Source organism: Streptomyces sp. NPDC001348 (genome assembly GCF_053597535.1).
The window spans coordinates 32,042-54,573 of sequence record NZ_JBSFIK010000014.1; the positions used below are offsets into that span (position 1 = coordinate 32,042).

Sequence of the window (22,532 nt, forward strand, 5' to 3'; positions counted from 1 at the left end):
CTTTTCCGACGGCCCCTTCCCGAACCGGACGGGCCCGATTTCCAGGCATCCGGCTCTCCAGTGATCACTTCCGGAGTGGTGCGGTGGGACGTCCCGCGTGGATGTCTTCGTGGCAGCGGCGGCAGATCACGAGGGTCTTGCGCCGTCGCATCGCCATCAGATGGACCCATGCGGGCCGTTCCCGGCGTCCGGACCGGTTGAGATCAGCGAGTGCATGTCTCCACCGCCTACGTCGGTGGCGTGCGCGCCCCGGAGGACCTCCGGGGCGCCGAGTTCGAGGGCTACCGTAACGGCTACGAGTGGTCGAAGGCCGTGTGCGAGGACATCGTGGCGACCGAGCACCGCGGACCGGTGACCATCGTCCGTCCACCCCTGGTTGTGGGACGTCGCGAGGACGGGTGCATCGCCCGCTTCTCCGGCCCTTACAGCCTCTTCCCCGCGCTCGTCTCCGGCCTCGCCGCCGTCGTTGTCGGCGACCCGGACGGCTACGCCGAGATCAGCCCCGTGGACGAGGTCGCCGAGGTGATCGCCGCAGGCCAGGACAGCCTGCGTCTGGACGCCCTCGTCGACATCACCTGCGACACCCTCAACGCGTTCCGGGCCGAGCACGGCGTCGAACCGATCGCCAAGCCGCCGATGGTGTCCACCGAGAGCTGGAACCGCTTCTTCCTGCCGCTGGCCGAGCAGTGGCTCTCCCCGGTCCAGCAACAGGCCGTGAAGCTGCTGGCGATGTTCCAGAGCTACACCAGCATGAGCGAGCCGTTCCAGCCCACCCGTCCGGTGGCCGACCCGGGCGGTGTGATGGCGGCATCGGTACGGGGGTTGAGGAACATCCATGTCAGATCGTGCGCTAAGCCCTCGCGGCCTCGATTGGCGCTTTGACCTGGGCTGATCGTACGGCGCAGCCTTCGCGGGTCGATGTTGTCGATCTTCGGAGGACCTGGTGTCGGTCGAGTTTCTGTCGGATCAACAGGCAGCCCAGTACGCGGCGTTCAACGGAGTGCCGTCTCGTGCGGAGCTGGAGCGGTGTTTTTTCCTGGATGACTCGGATCTGGAGAAGGTGCAGGCCAAACGGCGTTCGCACAACCGGCTCGGGTTCGCGGTCCAGCTGACGAGCGTGCGCTACTTGGGCCGGTTCATGCCGGACCCGCGGCAGGTGCCGGCGGGGGTGGCCGAATACCTGGCCGAGCAGTTGGGCATCGCCGATCCGTCGTGCCTTAAGGAGTACGGCGAGCGGGACGGGACGGCTCGTACGCATGCCGGGGAGATCCAGGAGGCGGGAGGCTGGCGTGACTTCGCCGAGGTGCGGGACGAGCTGAGCGAGTGGCTCGACGCGCGGGCCTGGACGACCGGCGACGGGCCGAAGTCGCTGTTCGACGCAGCGGCTGGGTGGCTGCGCGAGCGCAGGGTGCTGCTGCCCGGGGCGAGTCGACTGGCCCGGTTGGTGGGCTCGGTTCGGGAGACGGCGAACAACCGGCTGTGGGACACCCTGTACGGCCTGCTGAGCATCGGCCAGCGGGCGGTGCTGGACTCGCTGTTGTCCGTTCCGCCGGGCGCCCGGATCTCGGAGCTGGACCGGTTGCGCCGGGGGCCGGTGCGGATCTCCGGGCCCCAGATGAAGTGGGCGCTGGAGCGGGCGGAGGAGATTGCAGCATTCGGGATGGGCGAGGTGGACGTGTCCGCGATACCGCCGCGGCGGCTGGCGGAGCTGTCCCGGTACGGCATCGATGGCAAGGCGTCGCTGCTCAGGCGGCACGGGGACTCCCGGCGCCTGGCCACGCTGCTGGCCACGGCGGTCTACCTGACGTTTCGGGCGGTCGATGACGCGCTGGACCTGTTGGAGGTGCTGATCGCGACGAAGCTGCTGGCCAGGGCGGAGCGGGAGACGGCGAAGGAGAAGCTGAAGTCCCTGCCGCGCGTGGAGAGGGCGTCGGCGAAGCTGGCCGCCGCGTTCCAGATCGTGTTCGACAGCACCAGCGAGCAGGTTGACACGGACACCGGGGAGATCACCCCGCCCGAGGTGGAGACGCTGGAGGCGATGTGGGAGCGGATCGAGCAGGTGGTGCCCCGGCACGAGCTGGCGGCGGCGATCGCCGCACTGTTCGAGCTGACGCCACCGCTCGACTCGGACGCGGACGAGGCATGGCGGACCCAACTGGTCACCCGGTTCAGCACCGTGCGGCCGTTCCTGAAACTGCTGGTCACGGTGGTCGACTTCGGCGCCACCCCGGAGGGCCTGCCGGTCCTGAAGGCACTGAAGACCCTGCCGGACCTGATGGGCCGTAAGAAGGTCGGCCCGGCGGAGATCGACACCGGCCTGCTCACCGGCTCCTGGCGGCGTCTGGTGCTGTCCGCCCCGCACCTGGAGCCGGGCACGGTGGACTGGAAGGCGTACGCGTTCTGTGTCCTGGAGCAGATGCACCGGATGCTGCGCCGGCGGGAGGTGCTCGCGAAGAACTCCTCCAAGTGGGGCGATCCCCGCGCGAAGCTGCTGGACGGGGACGCGTGGGAGCAGGCCAAGCCCACCGTGCTCGCCTCGCTCGGCCTGCCCACCGGGGCGGGCGAACACCTGGCAGCGCGGGCCGCGCTGCTGGACGGCACCTACCGCGAGGTCGCCGCACGGGTGTCTGCGAACTCCCAGATCGTGTTCGACGACGACGGCCGACTGCACTTCGCCGCCCTGGAGCCGGAGCCGGAACCTGCCTCCCTGCGCCAGCTGCGGGAGGCGGTGGAGGCGATGCTGCCCCGGGTCGACCTGCCGGAGGTGCTGCTGGAGGTGTTCTCGTGGACCGGGGCTGACCAGGCGTTCACTTCGGTCACCGGGGGCGAGGCCCGGCTGAAGGACCTGCACGTGACGATCGCCGCGCTCCTGGTCGCGCACAGCTGCAACGTCGGCTACACCCCGGTCATCGGGGCCGCGGACGCGCTGAAGTACGGGCGGCTGTCCCATGTCGACCAGACATATCTGCGGCTGGCGACGTATCGGGCGGCGAACGTCACGCTGATCGACTGCCAGGCGTCGATCCCGCTCGCGCAGGCGTGGGGCGGCGGCCTGGTCGCCTCGGTGGACGGTATGCGGTTCGTCGTGCCCGTGCCATCGGTGTACGCCCGGCCGAACCCGAAGTACTTCGGGCGCCGGGGCGGGGCAACCTGGCTGAACATGATCAACGACCAGGCGGCGGGGCTGGGCGGGAAGGTGGTGGCCGGCACCCCGCGCGACTCCCTGTACGTGCTGGACGTCCTCTACGACCGCGACGGCGGCAAGCGCCCCGAGATGATCGTCACGGACACCGCTTCGTACAGCGACATCGTCTTCGGGCTGCTCACGCTCGCTGGGTTTGCGTACGCCCCGCAGCTCGCTGACCTGCCGGACCAGAAGATGTGGCGGATCGACCGCACCGCCGACTACGGCGCCTTCCAGGACGCGGCCCGTGGCCGGGTCGACCTTGCCAGGATCGAACGGCACTGGGAGGACATCCTGCGGATCATCGGCTCCATCCACACCGGCGCAGTCCGCGCGTACGACGTGATCCGGATGCTGTCCCGCGACGGGCGCCCCACCCCGCTCGGCGACGCCATCGCCCACTACGGGCGGATCTCCAAGACCCTGCACATCCTGCGCCTGGCTGACGAGCCCGGCTACCGGCGGCAGATCAAGAGCCAGGCGAATCTCCAGGAGGGCCGTCACGCGCTCGCTCGGAAGATCTTCCACGGCCGCTCCGGGCAGCTCTACCAGCGCTACCAGGACGGCATGGAGGACCAGCTCGGCGCCCTGGGACTGGTCCTCAATGCCCTCGTGCTGTTCAACACGCGGTACATGGACGCCGCGGTGAACCAGCTCCGGGCGGACGGCTTCGAGGTCCGCGACCAGGATGGGGCCCGCCTCTCCCCGTTCGCCCGGCAGCACATCAACATGCTGGGTCGCTATTCCTTCCACCTGCCCGACCTGCCCGACCTGCCCGGCGGGATGCGGCCACTCCGCGACCCCGAGGCGTCCGAGGAGGAGTGACTGGCAGGTCGGCGCCCCCGCGGGGAAGGCGCCGACCCTCGACTCATATCAGCTGACCGTCGCCCACTGGTGGGCGCTGCCCTGGTGGACGGCGGCGTAGATGCGATCACGCAACAGGTTGGCGTCGTGGTCGGTGAGGGTGCGGTCCAGGTGCCGCAGGACCACCTTGAGCAGGACGTTCTTCTGGTCTGGGCGGGCACCGAGCCGCTCCAGGGCCTGCGGCGGGAGTTCGGCGCACGGCGTCTGGCTGAGGATCTCGACAGTTTCCACACAGTCGGCGTCGGGGCCGAGGGCGTCGCGGACCCGGTCGCCGAGGTCTTCGGCCAGGTCGTCGCGGTCGACGGCGACGGACAGGTCCCGGCGGATGGCGGGCATCGCGGACACGGCCCGGTAAGGGGTCAGGTCGGTCATCTGTGCGGCCACAGACGCTTCGGTCGAGCGCAGGATGCGGATGTCCGGGATGCCCTTGAGCAGCATCAGCATCCGGTCGAGCCCCATGCCGAGCGCGAGGCCGCTCCACGAGGCGTCGAGGCCGGCCCGCTCAAGCACCTTCGGATGCGCCAGGCCGCACTCCGCCACCTCGATCCACTCGCCGTCGCGATACACGTCCACTTGGCGGCCGGAGAGGGTGTAGGGGTGGACACGGTCCTCGTGGCGGTGCTTCCCCCCGGGGAGTAGCCCTTCGACGAGGGTCGTGACCATTCCGTCCAGGTCGTCCGTGGTCATGGGGGCCGGGCGGCGGGTGATGCGCCACAGGTCGAGCTGGTGGGGCGTACCGGTGTGCAGGCGGTCGATGCTGTCGCGGCGGTAGACCAGTCCGGGGCAGACCAGGAGCACGTCGTCAGCCGGGTCCGCGGCCAGGGCACGCAGCGCGGCCGGGATCAGCGCGCTGGAGTGGCTGCGCAGCATGCGCTGGTTGTCGACGTAGCGGGTGTAGCGGGCGTCGCGGGTAATGTCGTCGGGGCGGTAGCCGAGGTTGTCGTAGTTGTCCTCGACGGTGACGGTGCGCTCGCCGCGGCACCAGCGGACCTCACAGCCCCAGCGGTTCGTCAAGGCCTCGACCGCGTGGTTGAGGACGAACTGGAGGGCGTGCGGTCCGGCGGCAGGGTCGGTGAGGTCCCGGATGGACAGGTCACGGGCGAGCTGTTCAGGGGAAAGGTGGGCGGGCATGTCGGCCTCCTGGCCAAGAGCAGTGACGGGGATTCGAAACCCCCAAGCCCCTGGGCCTTGCCGCACGGTGGGTCAGCCGACTCAGCTCTGGAGACGTGGCGAAGTCCGACCCCTGCGGCACCCTTCGGGGGCCAGGGGGCCGGTAAATCGGCGATAGATCGCTGCGACGGCCACACCAGGACTATAGCTGGCCCACGTCACCGAGTCTCGCTGTTTCCACCAGGCAGCCACCAGCTCACCGACGAGCGTCACCAGGTGCCAGCAGGCTGGTGATCTCGGCGATCGCCTCTGGAGACGGCTTGAAGTAGCGGCGGACGTTCTCCGGTTTCCTGTGCCGGGGCTTCGCCATCAGCATCAACAGCGACGCACCCTGCTCGCCGAGGTGGGTTAGGGCGGAGTGACGGTACTCGTGCAGGTCCCAGCCCGTGCCCGGTCCGCGCACGGCGGTGTGCTCGTCGAGAAGGGCGCGGGCCTGCCCGTATGACAGCCGGGCCAGCCCGGTGTCCGGGCACACGTCACGCGGGCTGACGACCTTGCCCGGCCCCGGGCGGCGGTGGGTGACGAACACCGGCCCGCGGGTTCGTCCCTTGAGCAGCCGGGGCAGCAGCCGGGCGGTGCCGGCGTCCCAGTACACGGTCTCCAGCACGAAGTCCTCGCGCGCCTGGCCCCGGCGGCGGGCCTTGCTCCGCGCGCCCTTTGCCTTGACCGGGCGGCGGCGCCCGGCGAAGTCCAAATCCTCGACGTTCACGCCGAGGATCTCCTCCGCACGCCCGGCCGTCTCGTCGAGCATTCGCCACAGCGTCTTCTCCCGCAGTTGCACCTCGCGCCGCGCGACCAGCCGGTCGATCGCCATCTTCGAGCGGGCCGGGGTCTCGGAGTCCGGCACCGCCAGCCGCTTGGCCCAGGCCGGGACTATCGGCCCCTCATAGCCCCGCTCACGGCACCAGCCGAGCCAGGACAGTACTCCCGCCCGGCGGGAGTTCCACGTGTTGACTGCCGCGGTGCCCCAGAGCAGCTCCAGGGCCTCGCCGATCTCGTCGTCAGCGACCGACTCCAGCGGCCGGGCCTCGCCGAGCCGTTCGGCGGTCTTGCCCACCCCGATCCCGTAGTTCCGGACCGTGTTCGGGTTGCCGAGCGAGTCGAGGAACACGTCCGCCGCCGCACGGACAGTCAACGCCTTCCCGGTCGGCAGCTGTATGACGGTAGGCACCGCTTCCCCCGTTACCTTCTCCGTGGCCCCGTAATGGGGTTCCCGGTCTCCGGGTCCGGTATGACTTGCTCCCCCTGTCGGTCATGGTCGAAAAGGTGGTGTCGCCGGTCTCGGAGGCATTGGCAGACCGCTGATCAGGGGCATGACCGCTCGTACCCGTCCTGGGTGGAGCAGGCCTTCGTAACGTGGATGCCGGCACGCTGATGCCGCATGTGGGACCGGGAAGCGTCTGCTGGGGAGGGGTGTGTGAACGACACGGACGAGATCGATGTGTACCTCGGTCTGGACGTCGGCAAGGGCGAACATCACGGCACCGCACTGACTCCATCGGGAAAGAAAGTGTTCGACAAGCAGCTGCCCAACAACGAGCCACGGCTGCGTGAGCTGTTCGAGAAACTGCAGGCCAAGCATGGAACGGTACTGGTCGTGGTGGACCAGCCAGCCTCGATCGGCGCCCTGCCGCTGAGCGTCGCGCGTGACGTCGGTTGCCGGGTCGCCTATCTTCCAGGTCTCACGATGCGGCGGATCGCCGACCTCTACCCTGGGGAGTCGAAGACCGATGCCCGCGATGCGGCGATCATCGCCGATGCTGCCCGGACCATGCCGCACACCCTGCGGGACCTGGCGGCAGACGACGAGACCGTCTCCGAGCTGACCATGCTCGTGGGCTTCGACGACGACCTGGCCGGCGAGGTGACCCGCATCAAGAACCGTCTGCGCGGGCTCCTGACCCAGATCCATCCCTCTCTCGAGCGGGTCCTGGGACCGCGCCTGGACCATCAGGCTGTCCTGTTCCTCCTCGAACGCCACGGCTCACCAGCACAGTTACGGAAGGCTGGCCGGCGACGGCTGACCTCGCTGCTGCGGCCCAGAGCACCGCGCATGGCCGAACGGCTCGTCACAGACATCTTCGATGCACTCGATGAGCAGACCGTCGTCGTTCCGGGCACCGACGCTGCTGCACTGATCGTCCCCAGCCTCGCCGCCTCGCTCACCTCCGTGCTCGACCAACGCAGACTCCTCGCGGCCAGGATCGAGGAACTGCTGGAGGCGCACCCTCTTTCCCCGGTCCTGACCTCCATGCCCGGCATCGGGGTCAGGACCGCAGCCCGCATCCTCATCGACGTCGGAGACGGCAGCGGCTTCGCCACCGCAGGCCACCTGGCCGCCTACGCCGGCTTAGCACCCGCCACCCGCAGATCCGGCTCCTCCATCCGCGGCGAACACCCCTCCCAGCGAGGCAACAAGCAGCTCAAGAGAGCCTTTTACCTCGCCGCGTTCGCCTCCCTGTCACAGCCTGACTCACGCGCCTACTACGACAAGAAACGACGCGAGGGAAAGCACCACGTCGCAGCCCTCGTCTGCCTCGCCCGACGCCGCATCGACGTCCTCTTCGCCATGCTCCGAGACGGAACCTTCTACCAGCCGCCCACCCCGGCCACCGATTGACGAAAACCATAGGGGCACCTTTTTTTGCCACAGATAACAGGGTCGCTTGACGCAGCGGCCGGAAAACGTCACCGCAGGTGACGGATCAAGTTACCGCAGATATTGGGGTGTTATCCGTGGGAAGACTTCAGACCGGTCCGCCCGCCGACGCTCCGTCAGCTGCCTACCAGGACCGATGTCGGGCTTAGCGCACGATCTGACATAGATGTCCCTCGACCCCCGGTACGGCACTGGGCGGAGAGCAAGCCACGCCAGGCGCTCGGCCGGCCCACACCGTGGACGCTGATCAACGCCGCGTGACGGGTGTGGTCCGCTGATTCCACACCCGACGAACCTGCTCGTGGACGTGGCACGGGGCGTGGCCCGACCGGGATCCGGTCGGGCCACGCCCCGTGACTCAGGTCCGGGTCCGAGAAATCCGCGTCACACGGTTCACCGGTGTGTCCCTGTGCCCAGCAGGTCGGGCAGCGGATCGACGAGGCCGCCGGTCAGCGACCTCCGCTCGGCCGAGGGTTCGGTCGGCCAGACCGCGGGGCAGTGCGTGCCCGGGAGGGGGGTCTGCAGCGTGAGGAGGTACGTGTCGATGGCGTCCCGTGCGCACGGGCTGCGCCAGTAGTCGCCGTGTCCCACACCGTCGTACGTGAGGAACACGGCCTCGCTGCCGAGCTGGTCGGCCACGTTGACGGCCCAGGGGTACGGGGTGGCCACGTCGTAGCGGCTGTTGGTCACCAGGAGCTTCGGGGTGCCCTCGACACGGAGCCTCTGCTGCGGGTTGGTCACCTTCGTCGGCCAGTTCTGGCAGCCGACCACGTCCTGCCAGCCGATGGTGCTGAAACGGGTGACGGGCGCCAGGCGGGCCAGTGCGCGTTCCTGGCGGGCGAGGGTGGCGTAGGACGGGAGGTTGAACTCGTAGTCCTGGCACAGCACCGGGTAGTACGCGAACGGGGTCGCCTCCCCGTGTTTCTTGACGGACTGTGCCGCGGCGGGAGCAGCGGCGTCCATGTCCTTGAGGGTCCGCGCGAGCTTGAACCAGGAGGTGGGGGTGTACATGTCGCTGACGACGAGATCCTGGAGGTCCCAGGGGGTGGCCTTCTGCGACGGGTCGTCCGGCAGGACCAGTTCACCGGCCTGAGCGCGCTTGTACAGCGAGTCGAACAGGGCGCGGGCGTCCCGGTCGTGGATCGCGCAGGACGACGTGCGGGCGCACCAGTCGGCGAACTGGCCGTACGACTCCTCGGCCGCGACGGTCTCGGACTTCTGGTAGGACCACGGGCCCACGCTGTGGTCCATGGTGGAGTCGAGGGTCATCGCGCGGATGCGGTTCGGGTAGCGCTCGGCGTACTGCTGTTCGATCAGGGTGCCGTAGGAGGCGCCGTAGAAGCTGATCCGCCGCTCGCCGAGGCCGGCGCGGATCGCGTCCACGTCGCGCACGACGTTCGCGGTGGCCATGTGGTCGACGAGCGGTCCCGTGAGGTTGCGGCAGTTCTCGCCGAGAGCGCGGTTCCCCTTGCGGAACGCCGCGAAGGCGGAGGCGCTGTCCGGGTGGATCGCCTTCCACTGGGAGTCCAGGAGGTCCTGGTCGCACTTCACGGGGTTGCTGCGGCTGACGCCACGCGGGTCGAAGCTCACGATGTCGAAACGCGCCCGCAGTTCGGGAGAGAAGGCGTCAGGCGCCTTGAACACCAAGTCCACGCCGGAGCCGCCCGGGCCGCCGGGGTTGATCAGCAGCGAGCCGATCCGGTGCTGGGGGTCGGTGGCGAGGTGGCGGGCCAGGGCCAGGTCGATGGTGGCGCCGTGGGGGCGCTTCCAGTCGACGGGCACCTTGAGCGTGGCGCACTCGAACGTGTCCGAAGCGCTCTTGCCGGAGGGCGGTTCGCAGGACTTCCAGGCTATTAGCCCGGGTGACGGGCTCTGCACGGACGGCGAGGCCACGGACGTCCCGGTGAGCAACTGGCCGAACAGCGCGGTGGTGAGGGCTCCGACAGCCAGTCGTTTGCGCGCTTTGGGGCGCGGGGGCAGTGGGGGGTTGGATGGCACAGGTGTTCCTTCATGCGTCAGGAGTTCACAGACGGAACACAGCATGGCCCCAACGGCCCTGCATTACAAGGAAGTTGATGTCACGTCAGATAATGGTCTCTTGGCCGTCAGGCAGCCCTCCGGAGCGCGGCCGAGGCCGCCTCGGCGGCCCCGCCGTACGGGACCCGGGTGAAATCCTCGACCGTGCTTTCCGGACCGACCACGCCGGCCCTGACGGTGTCAGTCGGCCGTCGGCGGTGTCTTCGGTGCGCGCAGCAGGGCGCCGATCGCCGCGGCGACGACGACGATGCTCACGGCGATCAGGGAAGCGGACAGGCCGTCCATGAAGGCGCTCTTGACGCCGTGGGCGAGGGCCGCGCCCTGGGGGCCGAGTTTGTCGGCGGCGTAGAGGCCGGCGGCTGCCGAGTGGCGTACGGACTCGGCTGCGTCGGCGGGGAGTTGGGCGAAGACTGGAGCAGATGCAGCGCGAGCATCGACGTCTCGGCGTGCTCCTTGTCCGGGCCGGTCAGGGCGCCGTCCTTGCCGTAGTGCAGCACGGTGTTCGCGCTGTTCCAGTTCTCCACGACTTGGAGGCCGCCGTGGATCTCGCGGCGCAGGTCGGGGCTGGCGAGGTAGTCGCAGGCGAAGATCGTGCGTACAGCGCGGCCGAGTTCTTCGAGGGCCTGGTAGGTGGGGTGCTTGGGGCCGCCGCGGGTGAAGCGCCGCAGCACCTGCTCAGCCTCGGCCGTCCCGAGCCGGAGCGCGGTGGCGTACTTGACCATCTGGTCGTGCTGCTGCTCGATCAGGTCCCGGCGGATCGGCCGGGTCAGCGAGCCGCCGAGCGCCGGCCAGCCGGGCGGGGTGTCGTCCGGCCGGTACAGGCGAACGCTGCCGATGTTCTTCAGCCGCGGCAGCAGGCGGAAGTTGAGCAGTTCGGTGAAGGCGAACCCGACCACGCTCGCGCCATGGGTGTCGACGTAGTTGGACTCGATCTCGGCGTCCGTGCAGTGCCTCAGCAGGCCCTCGATCATCGCCGCGACCTCGGACGACGAACAGCTCTTGAGCTGGGAGTAGATGCAGACGTTCTTTTTCTCGACGTGCCAGTAGATCATCACGCCGTTGCCGCCGTAGCGGGCGTGGTACTCGGTCATGAAGTTGCTGGACCAGGACCCGAAGTTCTTCGAGTCCGACGCGCACGAGGTGCCCTGTCCCCACCAGGTGGCATCCCGGGCGGCGAAGGTGCCGTTCACCAGCCGAGTGACGGCCGCGCGGAGGTTGTCGACGGTGATGAAGTGCCGGCGTACGTGCCGCAGCGCGGCCTCGGTCTCGCCGTGCTCGCCGGTCGCCACGATCGCTCGGATGCCCATGTTGGTGCCCAGCGCGAACAGGGCCAGCAGCAGGCGCCGTTGGAGGGTGGCGCGGTCGATGCGCTCGTACGCGGCGACCGAGGAGAACTCGTCGGTGAAGCCGGTGAGGAAGTCGGCGTTCTTGAGCACGTCCAGGAGGTCGAGGACGCCCCACCGTCGTACGACCTCGTCCTTGAGGGCCTGGAGGCCGGTGGGCTCGGCCAGCGGCTCCAGCTTCGGCACGGTGATCCACGGCTCGCCCTTGCAAGTGGTGACCTTCACCCCGCCCGCCGAGCCGTCCGCGAGCGCCGCCGACAGCCGATCCAGGCCGTCAGTCATCCGCCGCTTCAGCCCGGTGACGAACTCCTTGGGGTCCTCGGGCTGGCGGATCGCGGCGTAGTGCACGGTGCGGGCCGATTCGAAGTCGCCGGGCAGGTCGTCCTCCGGGTTGCACCACCGCCTCCCGCCCTCGATGTAGATTTCCCGGCGCCGGATCGCCGCAGCGCCACCAGCACGCACAGCTCGTACGGGATGCGCTCGACCTTGCCCTTGTCGTCGACGACCGCCTCGCGCCAGTCCTTGCGTACGACGCCGTCCATCGGCACTGCGCCGCAGGCGTCGTAGAAGCGGGTCTTGCCGTCGACGTCGGCGTACTTGGCCAGCAGCGCGAGCGCGTCCATCACCGGCCGGTAGGCGGTGTTGTTGCACTTGAAGCCCAGCGTGTTCAGCAGCGGCGGCAGCATCTGCCGGTAGTACGAGCTGTACGACGAGCGCAGTGTGGTGCGGACCTTGGCCTTGAAGGCCTTCTCGTTCGCCTTCGCCTCCGCGACCAGGTCGCGCAGCGTCTTCTCCCCGACCACCGGGTACAGCACCGCGCGTACGGTCCCCTCCGGCCGGCCCACCGCCGCGTCGGCGAGCCGGAAGAGGATGCCCTCCTTGCCCCGCACCTTCTTCAGTTCCGCCGTGAGCTGCCGTTCCACCCGCCGCTCGGCACGAACGTTGATCTTGTGGACCAGGGCGACGAGCAGTTCCACCAGGGCATCGGTGATCTCCGCCTGACGGGACGCGCACAGCGCGGCCAGCAGCGTCGTCCGTACGTCCTCGCCCGCGTCCCGGAGGTCCGAGGGGTACATCTTGATCGCCCGCGCCCGCCACGCGGCCACCAGCTTCTCCGAGCAGCCCGCGAACAGCCCTTCCGGCAACCCGAGTTGCCGTACGGCGGTCAGCTTGGTGATCTCCGTCAGCAGCGAGTCCAGCCCCACCGCGCCCGGGTCCCGCTTCAGCGAGGCCAGCAGCGCGGTGCCGTCCTCGTTTCCCTCCGCCACCAGGTCCGGCAGGCGCCGGGCGCACACCTCGCCCAGGCGCGCGACGGTCTGCGCGCAGAAGACCCGGTCCGCACGCGCACGCGCGGCGGCCACGATCCGCTCGATACGGCCCGGGGGCTCGATGCGATCGCTGCGGCACTGCACAAACAGGGCCTCGCGCAGCCGGTCCTCTACCAGCTCCACCGGGCAGACCTCATCGGCGAGCCAGCCGGTCAGACGTTCCTCGTCGGCCCGGGTCGCCGGCCGGAACCCGAGGGCCTCACGGATCTGCGTGCGGTGGCCCTTCGCGGAGCGGGACGACAGGTCGTACTTCGCCAGGTCCTCCGCCGGCACCTTCACCACATAGGCCACGTAGTCGACCGCGGCCTGCGGAAACTCCTCCACGAACTGGGGGAAGCGACCCTCCAACTCGAAGAACTTCAGCATCAGCACGAACCCGAGCCGGGTCGGGCCGGACTTGTTCGCGACCAGCTCCCAGTCAGGGCCTACCGGCGTCCAGCACGCCACCACGTCCTCGGGTGACCACTCCTGACGCATGAACGTCCCCGCCCCTCCGTCGACAACTCGTTCGGCCTAACGAAGGGGCCGGGCCCGAAGCAACGGGGAGAGGCAGAGGGCCGACGGCTACTTTGCACCGTGGGTCAGCGATAGGACGCCGGGGCCTGATCCGGTGATCTGCCTGGCCCTGTTGGTCTTCTGTCTGATCGAACGCCAGGTCAGACGCGCGCTGCGGACCGAGCAGACCATGGCCAGCCTTTACCCGGACAACCGCCCGGTGCGACCCACCGGCCGGATGGTTCTCTACCATCTCGGCGAACTGACCTTGCGGATCGGCCAGGCGACCGATCCGCCGACCGTCCAGATCACCCGCGGCGTCCAGCTCCATCTCCTCGACCTTCTCGGCGTCGCCGGCAGGCGAACCCGCTGGCCGCAGACCTGCCGGCGACCTGCAAGAGACGAAGCGGAGATCGACTTAATGACCCTCCGTGGCCGGCCACGAGTGACAGGTGATCGGTACTTCACCGAAGCCGAAGCCACTGCAGGACGATATCGCCGGCCAGGCACTGCGCGGCGTCGACGACGGGCAGATCGGCGGGCGCGTACGGGAGGACCGCGCTCAGCTCGAGGCAGGCGACGACGGCGGTCTCGACCCCTGCCTTCCGCAGCAGCCCGCCGATCTCCTGCCAGAGCGCCGCAAGTTCCCCCGAGCTTGCGATGGTACGGGTCATCCCCAGCAACCGGTCGACCTCGTCCTGCCAGCCGACGTCGGCGACGGACAGGCCTCGCCCGACCAGCGCCCGCTGGTAGATTCCCGACTCCACGGTCGGGCGGGCCGCGATCACGCCCACCGTTCCCGCGCCGACGGGCACCGCCTCCGCCGTGAGGCCGACCATGTCGAGCAGCGGGGGTTTCACGGACGCGGCAAGGTTGGCGTAGTAGACATGCGCGGTGTTGCATGCGATGGCCAGGAGGCTGGGACCGGTGCGCTCCAGGTCCTGCAGACCGGTGCGAATCGTGCTCTCCAGCGCATCATGGTCAACGGGCCGGTCCTCATAGAACGGCGCAGGCTGTGAGCAGATCATCATCTTGGGAAAGTCGATGTCGTCCCGTGCCCCGTACTGCCGCTGGCACTCGCTCACCACCATATCCACGAAGGGGGCGGTAGACCGGGGCCCCATCCCTGCGAGAATTCCGATCAGGGGGTGCTCCATCTGTTTCGCCTTTCGGCTCGTCCCGGCTCTGGCACCGCCAGAGCGGCTCCTCGTCCGCTCATCCTGCACCGCGCCCCTTCCCGCCACCACAGCGGGCACCACCACGACCCGCTCAGCCACCTTCGGCGAGTACAGGTTCCCTGGTCGGCCGTCTCTGGCGACCACCCGTTCCCCAGCGTCGACAGCAGGCGAACCCGCTAGCCACAGACCCGAACCAGCGACCTGCGAAGTACGAGCCAGCCATCGTGGGTCTGCCCGCTGCGGAAGACCCGAGTCTCCCGCCTGCGGCAATGCGGGTGTGGCCGAGGGCGAAGCGGTCGTAGGCGACGACTTCGGCGACCCGGGCCGCCAGCTGGCAGGCGGCCCGGCTGACCGCTCCGCTGGCCAGAGAAGCGTCCCGGCCGACGACCCCGGGCACGGGCATGAACCGTCCGTCCTTCGCCCGCACCAGCCAGCCCCGCTTCTAGCACGTAGGCACGCCGCCAAATTTTCTCCACCTCGTTCTTGATTGCCGCCTCCCGGCCCACCGCCCGCGTCAGCTCCACCCCGTTCACCGGCCCCGCAGCAGCCACCACCGCGGCGAACACCTCCCGATACAGGCCGCTGAGCACCTCCTCGCCCATGCCCGACCGCCACACCGTCGGCCGCTCGCCATGCCCCGCGTCCAAGCCGCTCGATCCCACGGCAGCAGCCATCTCATCACCAGACGGCACGGAAACCGGCGTATTCACCGGGCTCTCCCCAGCCAGCACCGACACGAACTCCTCACGCCCCCACTCGACTCACTCCCGCGCGGCATCCACCTCGGCCTGAACCTGCTCCAGGACCTCCGTCCAGGACTCCAGATCCTGCCTCGCGCGCGCCTCACGCTGTCCCATCCACCCCAGCACCGACGGCATCGCACCCTCCTCGATCAACAACAAGCCGTCCGCTGCCTCCCCTACCCCGTCGCGATCATGCCCCGCAACGAAGAAGCCCCTGTTCATCGAACAGGGACTCCCTTTGCCGCAACGCACTGAGTAACTGCTGCTCTCCTGCTCCAAGGCGGTGGCCTGCCAGCGTGGTTGGCGCCGGAGCAGACAGTAAGTCATCGCCTCGGCACACTCGACCAACTGGAAGGGACGAAGAGGGAATGAGATTCCGTCTCGCCACCGCCGTACTCGGGGTAGCGGCGACCGTTCTCTTCGCGGGAACGCAACCCGTGCTCGCTGCGGAGCGACAGAGCGACACGGCCGTCAGGACGGCGATCCGCCACGCCGTGACCGGCAAGGCCACAGCGGCCGACCTGGAGATCATCAAGAGCGATCCCCAACTCGCCCGGTCGGTACCTGTGGCGGCCAAGAAGGGACGCCCCGTCGTCACCGAGGTGGCGCCGCCGACCGGTTCGAAGGCCGTGCAGTCGCGCGTCTCCGCCGCCACGGGTGTCTCTGCGCTGGCCTCTTACCAGCAAATCTGCCGCAGCGTGGACTACCCGCTCACGCTGACGAGCTACGTGGGCACCACTATCTACACTTGGCACCACCAGTTCGCCTGGTGCACGGCGAATCAGGTACCGGACGCCGAGTGGTCTCGGGTGATCACCTACGCACCGTACAACCGCCTGGACTACTTCACCGACAAGAGCTCGGTCGTCTACCCGCAGGCGCTGATCACCGATGCCGTCTACGCGCCTGTCGGGTCCGCCGTCACCTCCTTCTATGACGGATGGGGCTCTCCCTATTACTCGTACATGGCCCGCTCGGTAAACCTCTGCCTGGCGTCGCAGTTGGGGTGCTACGCGAGCAACCTTCCGCAGAGCAAGCTGACCATCGGACGGGACAACGTGTACCCGGCCATCGCCTCGGCTGGATGACCACGACCGCCCGGTAGGGGCGGTCGTCTCTCGGCCGTCCCACCCGACTGTGCGTGCTCGTCCTTGCCGTTCGTCGGCAGACGTAGATGAGAAGAAACCGGACGTCCCGGGGTGGGGTACGGAGTTTTGCCCCGCACCTGTCTCCGGCCGCCCTCCTCAGCCCGAGTCTCCAACCACAGAGGGAGTCATTGCATTGCCCGGCCTCTACGCTCATATGGACGTCGCGCGCAAGGCGCTGTCCCGTTTGACCGCCAACGACGGCGCCAAGTCACTGTTCGGCGCCGGTGGCCCGTCCGCCGCCGCACTGGAGGCCGTGGCGAAGGCGCACCCGGCCTACGTGGCGCTGGGCGCCATCGGACCTGACATGTTCTTCTTCCTGCCGGACTTCAAGAAGGGCGCGGCTGAGGGACTGTGGGGCGCCGCCCAGAGCATCAAGGACCTCTACACCTGGTGGGACGACAACTTCCTCGGTCCGTGGGAGGAGACGCTGGGGCCCATCGCCATGAACAATGCCGACACGCTCGGTGCACTCACCGGTGGTGTCACCACCCAGTGCGGCAGGATCGCGTCGAACGCCGCGTCCTTTCTGATCACATTCGTCGAGGATCTCGTGATCCGCCAGTTTGACGCCTTCGCGCTGCTCAGCAGCGGCGTCCAGGCCGGCTGCGATGAACAGACCTTTATGTGGAGCGATATGTTCCACTACCGGAAGACGTTCGAGTTCGGACGCCACCTCTACGTCACGGCGAAGAAGGCGGGCAACGAAGCACACATAGCATTCGCGCTCGGCTGGATGAGCCATCTCGCCACGGACGTCACCGGTCACGCCTTCACCAACGAGAAGTGCGGGGGGCCATACCGGCTGCACTGGCAGCGCCACAAGCTGGTCGAAAACCACATGGATGCCCGGCTCGTCGACAGCGAACACGGTAGCGACGAGATCTACAACATGCTGAACAACTCCGCCCAGCACCTGTGGATCGCGTTCAACGGGGACGGCACCTCCAAGCACGACTTCTTCAAGGCCCAGCCGGGACCCTCGTACCCAACGGGCGACACGACCCCGGACATCCTTGGCCGCTCCACCGCCTGGGACGTCGACTCCGACCTGCCCCCCGATCTGGCGGAGTTCTTCGCGAAGGCGGCGAAGGAGTTCTTCACGGACAGCCACCTCAACGCCGACCGCGACAGCGCCTCCACCGGCGCCAGCGCCTCGCACCCGACCATCGTCGAGGACCTCGAGCCCGGTTCCGGCGGTTACGCCGACTCGGAGGCACTGAGCACCACCTACTGGTGGCTGTACCACTACGTGAAGTGGACCACCACCGACTACTACAAGATGCGGCGGCCGGAGTTCGACGCCATCACCGTGCCACCCTTCCCGTCCCCTCCCGGCGCGGGCACCGGAAGCCTTGACGACGACGACGATGCCAGCCTGTGGGCGGACAGCCTCAAGATCCTGCTGGCCATCCTCGCCTGGCTTACGTACCTCGCCCAGGTCATCAGCTGGGGGGCCACTGCGCTGGCCTCGATCGTGACGACCTTCTCCACCGCCCCGGTGCGCTACCTCGTGTACGAGTACATCGAAGTCCCCCTCTACAACGCCTGGATGGCACTGCACTGGTACCTGTCCTTCACCGGCTTCGCACTGCCGATGAAGTCGGAGACGAGCCCCGGCCTGATGACGCTGGGTGTCGCGCCCAAGGACTCCTGGACCGAAATGCAGAAGTCGCTCGACGCATTGGGCGGTGGGGTGTTGTTCGATCTGGGCGACACCGACCTCGCAGCCACGGAACCGTCCGGCAAGGACAACAAGGCGCCGCGAGAGGTCGTCGTCGACTCGCCCGACCAGGTGCCGGAATCGACGGTCCTGATACAGGGCCTCACCGGGCCGGGAAGCCCCGGTGGCGTGATACCGAGTGAGTTCCTGCGGCCCTGGCTGTACCCGTCGCTGAACCAGGACGGCAGCACCGTGCCTGCCGAGCCCACCGAGTCGGGCGGCACGCCCGTGCTCGGCCCCTACAAGCCGGGCGAGGACGCCACCGTGCTGACCGAGGACCGGCCGGGCAGCGCGGCGGCGCGCGGCAGCTTCGAATCCGCGAAGAGCGAGAAGGAAACGCTGCGACACCAGCAAACCCACCTGCCGAAGAACGAGACGCTCGGCGGTCCGATCGACTTCACAGGCTATGTGGTCGCCAAGCTGACCCGCGACAACCCCGGTGTCATCCCCAACTTCAACCTCGACTCGGATCGCGGCTACGCCTACCTCTGCTGGGACTGGGTCCGGCAGCACGATGCCACAGCAGCGCCCAAGGCGTACCAAAACTCCACAGACCGGCCGCGATCCACACATCAGTACCACCCGCCGGTCGCCGCCGGCTACGGCTGGGACAGCGACGACGTCATCAGCGGCTCGGCACCCAGCGAACACAACCCCAAGACCCCCACGCCCGTCCGGATCCGCTACATCGACCGGGAGCAGAAGTTCGCATGAGCGAGAAACCGCCCGCCAACCCGCTCTTCGACCAGGCCCCCGGACTCAGCGACGGGACGAACACAAACGCCAGGGACCTGTACGGCCTTCCCCGCGACGACGTGGAGCGCGATCAGCTCTACCAGCTGCAGAAGCGCCTCAAAGCGGGGATGGGAAACAACGACACGGTCTTCCTCCCGCACCTGCTGGTCCGCTCCTATGTGGGCGATCGCGGCGTGCGCCCCTATGCGGGCACCTTCTGGGAGAGCCCGGACATCCTGCTGGCCGCCGGCGGGCCGAACGGGAACCCGGACGTTCCGTCAACCCTCATGCGCAACGCCGTCCTGGGGAAACCACACACCCTGTACGCCCACGTATGGAATCTCGGCGTGGCCCCCACCGTCGGGGTCACGGTGGAGTTCCTGATTTTCGACCCCGTGATGGACTTCGCCCTGCTCCTCGGCGGCTCTGACAAGCGGGTGCCGCTATTTCGTGCCACGACGCGGGTCGACCTTGCCGGGCGCACCACGCCGGGGGAGGCTCACCGGCTGGTCAAGTGTCCGAAGGCATGGGTGCCCAAGTACCCCGGCCTCGGTCACCAGTGCGTCGTCGTGCGGGTCTCGGGGGTCGGCGACACCCTGCAGCCCGCCCACCAGTACGAGCCTGGCCGCGACCGGCACGTGGCCCAGCGCAACCTCCATTTCGGCGTGTTCGGCGAAAACGTACAGCCCCTGATCAACCAGCTCACCTCCACGCTGCCGAAGGGGGCGGCTCTCCAGTACCGGCTGGCGGGCAAGGAAGCGCAGCCGACCGTTGATCTCCTGGCACCGGGCCTGATGGTCGACCCGCAGATCAAGCCCCACCTCATCAAGGGCGTGGAAGCGGCACCCAAACCGGCGGCGGGGCAGGTCACCGTTGTACGGATCGAGGGTGCGGCTCCCAACAGCCCTGATGTATCGGGCGGTTACACACTGCTGCTGACCGCTCAGCCACTGAGCATGTAGGGCAGTCCCCATTCGCCAGCGGGCCCCGCCGGACGTGGCGCGGAGCGACTGTCCGGCCGCCCGCCGTGCGGCCTGCTCCACGCCCATAAAGCGGGAGCGATGTCCAGCCCCCCCTACGACCCCAGGTCTTCGGCGCCTGCCGCGCCGCCCAGGCCCTAAAGGCCTCGACTCCCACGGAGTACCTCCATGGCCACGAAAGACATGTCACGTCGTGACGCGGTCCGCATCACCGGTGGTGCGGTCGCGGGCGGCGGACTCCTCCTCACCGGAGCCCTGCCAGCCTTCGCCGAGACGACGCCCGACCGGCGCCAGAAAGCGTACATAGGCAGCTACACCACCTCGACCCCGTACGGAGTCGGCTTCGGCCGCATCGACGCAACCACCGGGGCGCTGTCCGTCGAGTCTTGGTCGGAGGAGATCGACCAGCCGTCGTGGCTGGCACGGTCACCCGACCACCGTACGCTCTACGCAGTCAGCGAGCTCGTGCCCGACGGAACAGTCAACTCCATCCGCCTCGACCGCTCCGGCCGTCCGTCCACGCTGGAACACCAGCCGACCGGGCGGGGCCCCGTACACATCGCCGTCCATCCCTCCGGCCGTTACCTGTTCGTCGCGCTGTACGACAGCGGCGAGGTAGCGGTGCACCCCGTGTCCGGCGACGGCGAGGCTCAGCAGGCCGAGCAAACGGTCAACCACGCTTCGGGCGCCGTGAGCGGAGCCGCGCCCGAAGGCACACCGATCTCCGGCGGCGCGACCGGTTCCGACCACTCGTCGGCACCACGCTCGCACACACATCAGGCGGTCCTCGATCCCACCGGCCGCTACCTCCTCTGTCCCGACCTCGGCCGTGACCGGATCCATGTGCACGGCTTCGACCAGCGCACCGGTCGTCTCCGCCCGGGCGGGCAGGTGCGACTCGCCGCCGGATCGGGGCCGCGCCATGTGGCCTTCCATCCGAACGGACGCTATGTCTACACCGCCAACGAGGGCGACTCGACTGTGACGGTGTGCGCGTGGCACCAGGGACGACTGGTCGCTATCCAGTCGGCCGCCACGTTGCTCCAGCGCTCCACAGTGCGCAACCATCCCTCCGAGCTGGTCGTCTCTGCCGACGGCCGCCGCCTGTACGTCGCTAACCGCGGGGCCAACACTGTCGCGGTGTTCTCCCTGGAGGCGGGCGGCGGCCAGCTTCGGCTCCGAGCGACGCCATCCTGCGGCGGCGACTGGCCCCGGCACCTGGCGATCGACGCCACCGGCAGGTGGCTGTACGTGGCCAACCAGCGGTCGGACGAAATCGTCTGCTTCGCCCTGGACCCCGACACCGGCGTCCCCGGCCGTGAGGCCGGGCGGCTCCCCGTGCCGGGCGTTTCACAGATCCTTCTCGTCTGAGGACGGGAAGCGGGCCCGCAGCAGCACCGGCAGCGGACACGGGCGGCGGACGCTAACGCTTCCACCGCCCGGCACTCGACATCGCCTGGTTGAAGGACCCGGCCCTCGACGACGCGGGCAGTTTGCTTGCCCCCGAGGTCAACGCACGCCCAGGAGATCGTGGAGGACGAATACGCCGGACATCGCACCCCCGACCGCCTTCAGCGGCTTCTCAACGGTGCCTGCTGGGACGCCGGCGGCACCGCCTGGCGCTGGCGCTTCGACCGGATGGCTACCGTCTGTCACCTGCCGAGCGGCCGGGTGCTGCCGTCTTCGCCGCGATCGCGAAGACTTCTACCACCGGCCTACGACCATTCCGACCAGCTGTCAACCCAGACCACCGCCGGATTTAACGAACCGAATCGAGGTTGAGTAGGGATTACTCAACTGACCGAGTCGTGCAGATGCTTCACTCTTAGTGAGTATCCAGGTGTCGTAAGAGTGCCTCGCACCAGCATTAAGTCGGGGTGGGTGCAGTAATCACTCGCCGGACGGGTGGCGCGGGATCTGCTTGCGCTCTTCGTCGACCTTTGTACCCCTATAAGGGGCCGCCGGGGGTGGTGCGAAGTAACGCCCCACTCATGGAATGTGTTACGAGGATTTTCGGACCCGCGAAAATATATGCAGATTGCAGCGGGCAATGGGGAGCGAGAATGAAGATCAGGCGAGCGGTTTCCGTCGCGCTTGCGTCCACTCTGACGCTGCTGGGCCTGGCGATTTTCCAGCCTGCAGCTCAGGCGATGCCGCCGGTGGATCCTCCGGAGCCCGGCGGCACATCACCGGGAACTGCGTCGGTATCCGATGCCCCTACGCCGGCACATCCCACCGTGCGCTGGATCGTTTCGTCGATCAACTTCAATCACATCCAGGACGCCGATGGCGGTTTCCCTATGATTTCGAGGGATGGTGACGAGGCTGGTGGCATCAATGCGGGAATTACGATAGGAGGTGGGCAGGCCAATCCCGGAGCGGAGCTGTACGGAGAGATCAATCTCGTTGTCTGGACCCCGAACCATAAGGTCCGGCAGAAGGAGATGATTTATCTCGGCGATAGCCATTGCGATTCATCATATCTCTGGCAGGAAAAAAATCTCAATAACAGCGAAAACTGTCCGAAATACGTGGTGACCGCGGAAAGGGGCGGGGCTGGAGCGCAAACGAATGGCAGTTATGGTGATACTGCCTATCCTCTCTCGCAGACTGCCCTGATGGTCGCCCACGAGGGAGGGACGCTCGCAGACCGGTCCTTCGGCTGGGACGCTAGCGGGCTCAATCACAACTGGGTTGATCTCAAGGTAGCCAGAGGCGACGAGGTTCAGGTTCAAGTGCGTCTGGTGGATAAGGACTGGGGATTCTTGGGCGGCGGCGATGACCTCATTTGCGGGGGAAGCTGGTACACCTTCACCCCGGTGGACGACGGGACGATGCTGTTGCCCAGCGTCCGCTACTCCGGTGAGGATTCTGCTTCCTGCACGATTCAAAATTATGCTCTCAAGGTCAGCGGCTACGGAACCTGAGCGCCCGTCCATGAACTGATC

General features: G+C 68.1%; 15 protein-coding genes and 1 pseudogene. 8 read left to right on the forward strand and 8 right to left on the reverse strand.

The window, feature by feature from the left end; genetic code table 11:
* Window positions 1–64 precede the first annotated feature (64 nt).
* Window positions 65–169: pseudogene (locus ACWC21_RS16865) on the reverse strand (hypothetical protein); the annotation flags it as partial.
* Window positions 170–210: 41 nt separating this feature from the next.
* On the opposite strand from ACWC21_RS16865, the gene ACWC21_RS16870 reads away from it, so the two are divergent.
* On the forward strand, window positions 211–882 hold the full coding sequence (locus ACWC21_RS16870; protein WP_450882434.1) for an SDR family oxidoreductase: 672 nt from the start codon (window positions 211–213) through the stop codon (window positions 880–882).
* 61 nt (window positions 883–943) lie between these two features.
* The gene (locus tag ACWC21_RS16875; protein WP_450882436.1) at window positions 944–4,009 is read left to right on the forward strand and encodes a Tn3 family transposase; all 3,066 of its coding nucleotides are present in this window, start codon (window positions 944–946) and stop codon (window positions 4,007–4,009) included.
* A 48-nt stretch (window positions 4,010–4,057) separates the two neighbouring features.
* Here ACWC21_RS16875 and srmL read toward each other — a convergent pair whose 3' ends face one another.
* Window positions 4,058–5,179 (reverse strand): PheS-related mystery ligase SrmL, encoded by a 1,122-nt coding sequence (gene srmL, locus ACWC21_RS16880; RefSeq protein WP_450882438.1) that lies wholly within the window; start codon window positions 5,177–5,179, stop codon window positions 4,058–4,060.
* Window positions 5,180–5,414: 235 nt separating this feature from the next.
* Complete coding sequence (locus ACWC21_RS16885) at window positions 5,415–6,389, reverse strand: site-specific integrase (RefSeq protein WP_450882440.1); 975 nt, start codon at window positions 6,387–6,389, stop codon at window positions 5,415–5,417.
* Window positions 6,390–6,635: 246 nt separating this feature from the next.
* Here ACWC21_RS16885 and ACWC21_RS16890 point away from each other — a divergent pair, with 246 nt between their 5' ends.
* A complete protein-coding gene (locus ACWC21_RS16890; RefSeq protein ID WP_450882442.1) occupies window positions 6,636–7,838 on the forward strand; it encodes an IS110 family transposase in 1,203 nt (400 codons plus the stop codon).
* Between the two features lie 432 nt (window positions 7,839–8,270).
* Here ACWC21_RS16890 and ACWC21_RS16895 read toward each other — a convergent pair whose 3' ends face one another.
* From ACWC21_RS16895 to ACWC21_RS16915, 5 genes are all read right to left on the reverse strand, one after another.
* Window positions 8,271–9,875 (reverse strand): alpha/beta hydrolase, encoded by a 1,605-nt coding sequence (locus ACWC21_RS16895; protein ID WP_450882444.1) that lies wholly within the window; start codon window positions 9,873–9,875, stop codon window positions 8,271–8,273.
* Between the two features lie 299 nt (window positions 9,876–10,174).
* Window positions 10,175–11,539, reverse strand: a complete 1,365-nt coding sequence (locus tag ACWC21_RS16900; protein WP_450882681.1) for a Tn3 family transposase — start codon at window positions 11,537–11,539, stop codon at window positions 10,175–10,177.
* Window positions 11,540–11,547: 8 nt separating this feature from the next.
* Window positions 11,548–13,062 carry a DUF4158 domain-containing protein gene (locus ACWC21_RS16905; RefSeq protein WP_450882446.1) on the reverse strand — a complete coding sequence of 505 codons (1,515 nt, stop codon included), beginning with the start codon at window positions 13,060–13,062 and terminating at the stop codon, window positions 11,548–11,550.
* 482 nt (window positions 13,063–13,544) lie between these two features.
* Complete coding sequence (locus tag ACWC21_RS16910; RefSeq protein WP_450882448.1) at window positions 13,545–14,237, reverse strand: aspartate/glutamate racemase family protein; 693 nt, start codon at window positions 14,235–14,237, stop codon at window positions 13,545–13,547.
* A gap of 782 nt (window positions 14,238–15,019) precedes the next feature.
* The gene (locus tag ACWC21_RS16915) at window positions 15,020–15,223 is read right to left on the reverse strand and encodes a hypothetical protein (RefSeq protein WP_450882450.1); all 204 of its coding nucleotides are present in this window, start codon (window positions 15,221–15,223) and stop codon (window positions 15,020–15,022) included.
* Between the two features lie 146 nt (window positions 15,224–15,369).
* Between ACWC21_RS16915 and ACWC21_RS16920 the strand changes: the two genes are divergently transcribed.
* From ACWC21_RS16920 to ACWC21_RS16940, 5 genes are all read left to right on the forward strand, one after another.
* Window positions 15,370–16,089, forward strand: a complete 720-nt coding sequence (locus tag ACWC21_RS16920) for a hypothetical protein (RefSeq protein ID WP_450882452.1) — start codon at window positions 15,370–15,372, stop codon at window positions 16,087–16,089.
* A 193-nt stretch (window positions 16,090–16,282) separates the two neighbouring features.
* Window positions 16,283–18,583 (forward strand): zinc dependent phospholipase C family protein, encoded by a 2,301-nt coding sequence (locus ACWC21_RS16925; protein WP_450882454.1) that lies wholly within the window; start codon window positions 16,283–16,285, stop codon window positions 18,581–18,583.
* Entirely contained in the window at window positions 18,580–19,566 is a 987-nt protein-coding gene (locus ACWC21_RS16930; protein WP_450882456.1) for a hypothetical protein, read from the forward strand. Before ACWC21_RS16925 ends, ACWC21_RS16930 begins: the two co-directional genes overlap by 4 nt.
* Before the next feature lie 186 nt (window positions 19,567–19,752).
* Window positions 19,753–20,955, forward strand: coding sequence for a lactonase family protein (locus ACWC21_RS16935; RefSeq protein ID WP_450882458.1), 1,203 nt, complete (start codon window positions 19,753–19,755; stop codon window positions 20,953–20,955).
* Between the two features lie 692 nt (window positions 20,956–21,647).
* Window positions 21,648–22,511: a hypothetical protein gene (locus ACWC21_RS16940; protein WP_450882460.1), complete on the forward strand. Its 864-nt coding sequence runs from the start codon at window positions 21,648–21,650 to the stop codon at window positions 22,509–22,511.
* Window positions 22,512–22,532: the final 21 nt, after the last annotated feature.

What these genes read in the sequence shown, in the direction of transcription:
- srmL (WP_450882438.1), bottom strand. Translation starts at nt 5,179, where the DNA reads ATGCCCGCCCACCTTTCCCCTGAACAGCTCGCCCGTGACCTGTCCATC.
- ACWC21_RS16900 (WP_450882681.1), bottom strand. Translation starts at nt 11,539, where the DNA reads ATGACTGACGGCCTGGATCGGCTGTCGGCGGCGCTCGCGGACGGCTCG.
- ACWC21_RS16905 (WP_450882446.1), bottom strand. Translation starts at nt 13,062, where the DNA reads ATGCGTCAGGAGTGGTCACCCGAGGACGTGGTGGCGTGCTGGACGCCG.
- ACWC21_RS16910 (WP_450882448.1), bottom strand. Translation starts at nt 14,237, where the DNA reads ATGGAGCACCCCCTGATCGGAATTCTCGCAGGGATGGGGCCCCGGTCT.
- ACWC21_RS16915 (WP_450882450.1), bottom strand. Translation starts at nt 15,223, where the DNA reads ATGAACAGGGGCTTCTTCGTTGCGGGGCATGATCGCGACGGGGTAGGG.
- ACWC21_RS16920 (WP_450882452.1), top strand. Translation starts at nt 15,370, where the DNA reads ATGAGATTCCGTCTCGCCACCGCCGTACTCGGGGTAGCGGCGACCGTT.
- ACWC21_RS16930 (WP_450882456.1), top strand. Translation starts at nt 18,580, where the DNA reads ATGAGCGAGAAACCGCCCGCCAACCCGCTCTTCGACCAGGCCCCCGGA.
- ACWC21_RS16935 (WP_450882458.1), top strand. Translation starts at nt 19,753, where the DNA reads ATGGCCACGAAAGACATGTCACGTCGTGACGCGGTCCGCATCACCGGT.
- ACWC21_RS16940 (WP_450882460.1), top strand. Translation starts at nt 21,648, where the DNA reads ATGAAGATCAGGCGAGCGGTTTCCGTCGCGCTTGCGTCCACTCTGACG.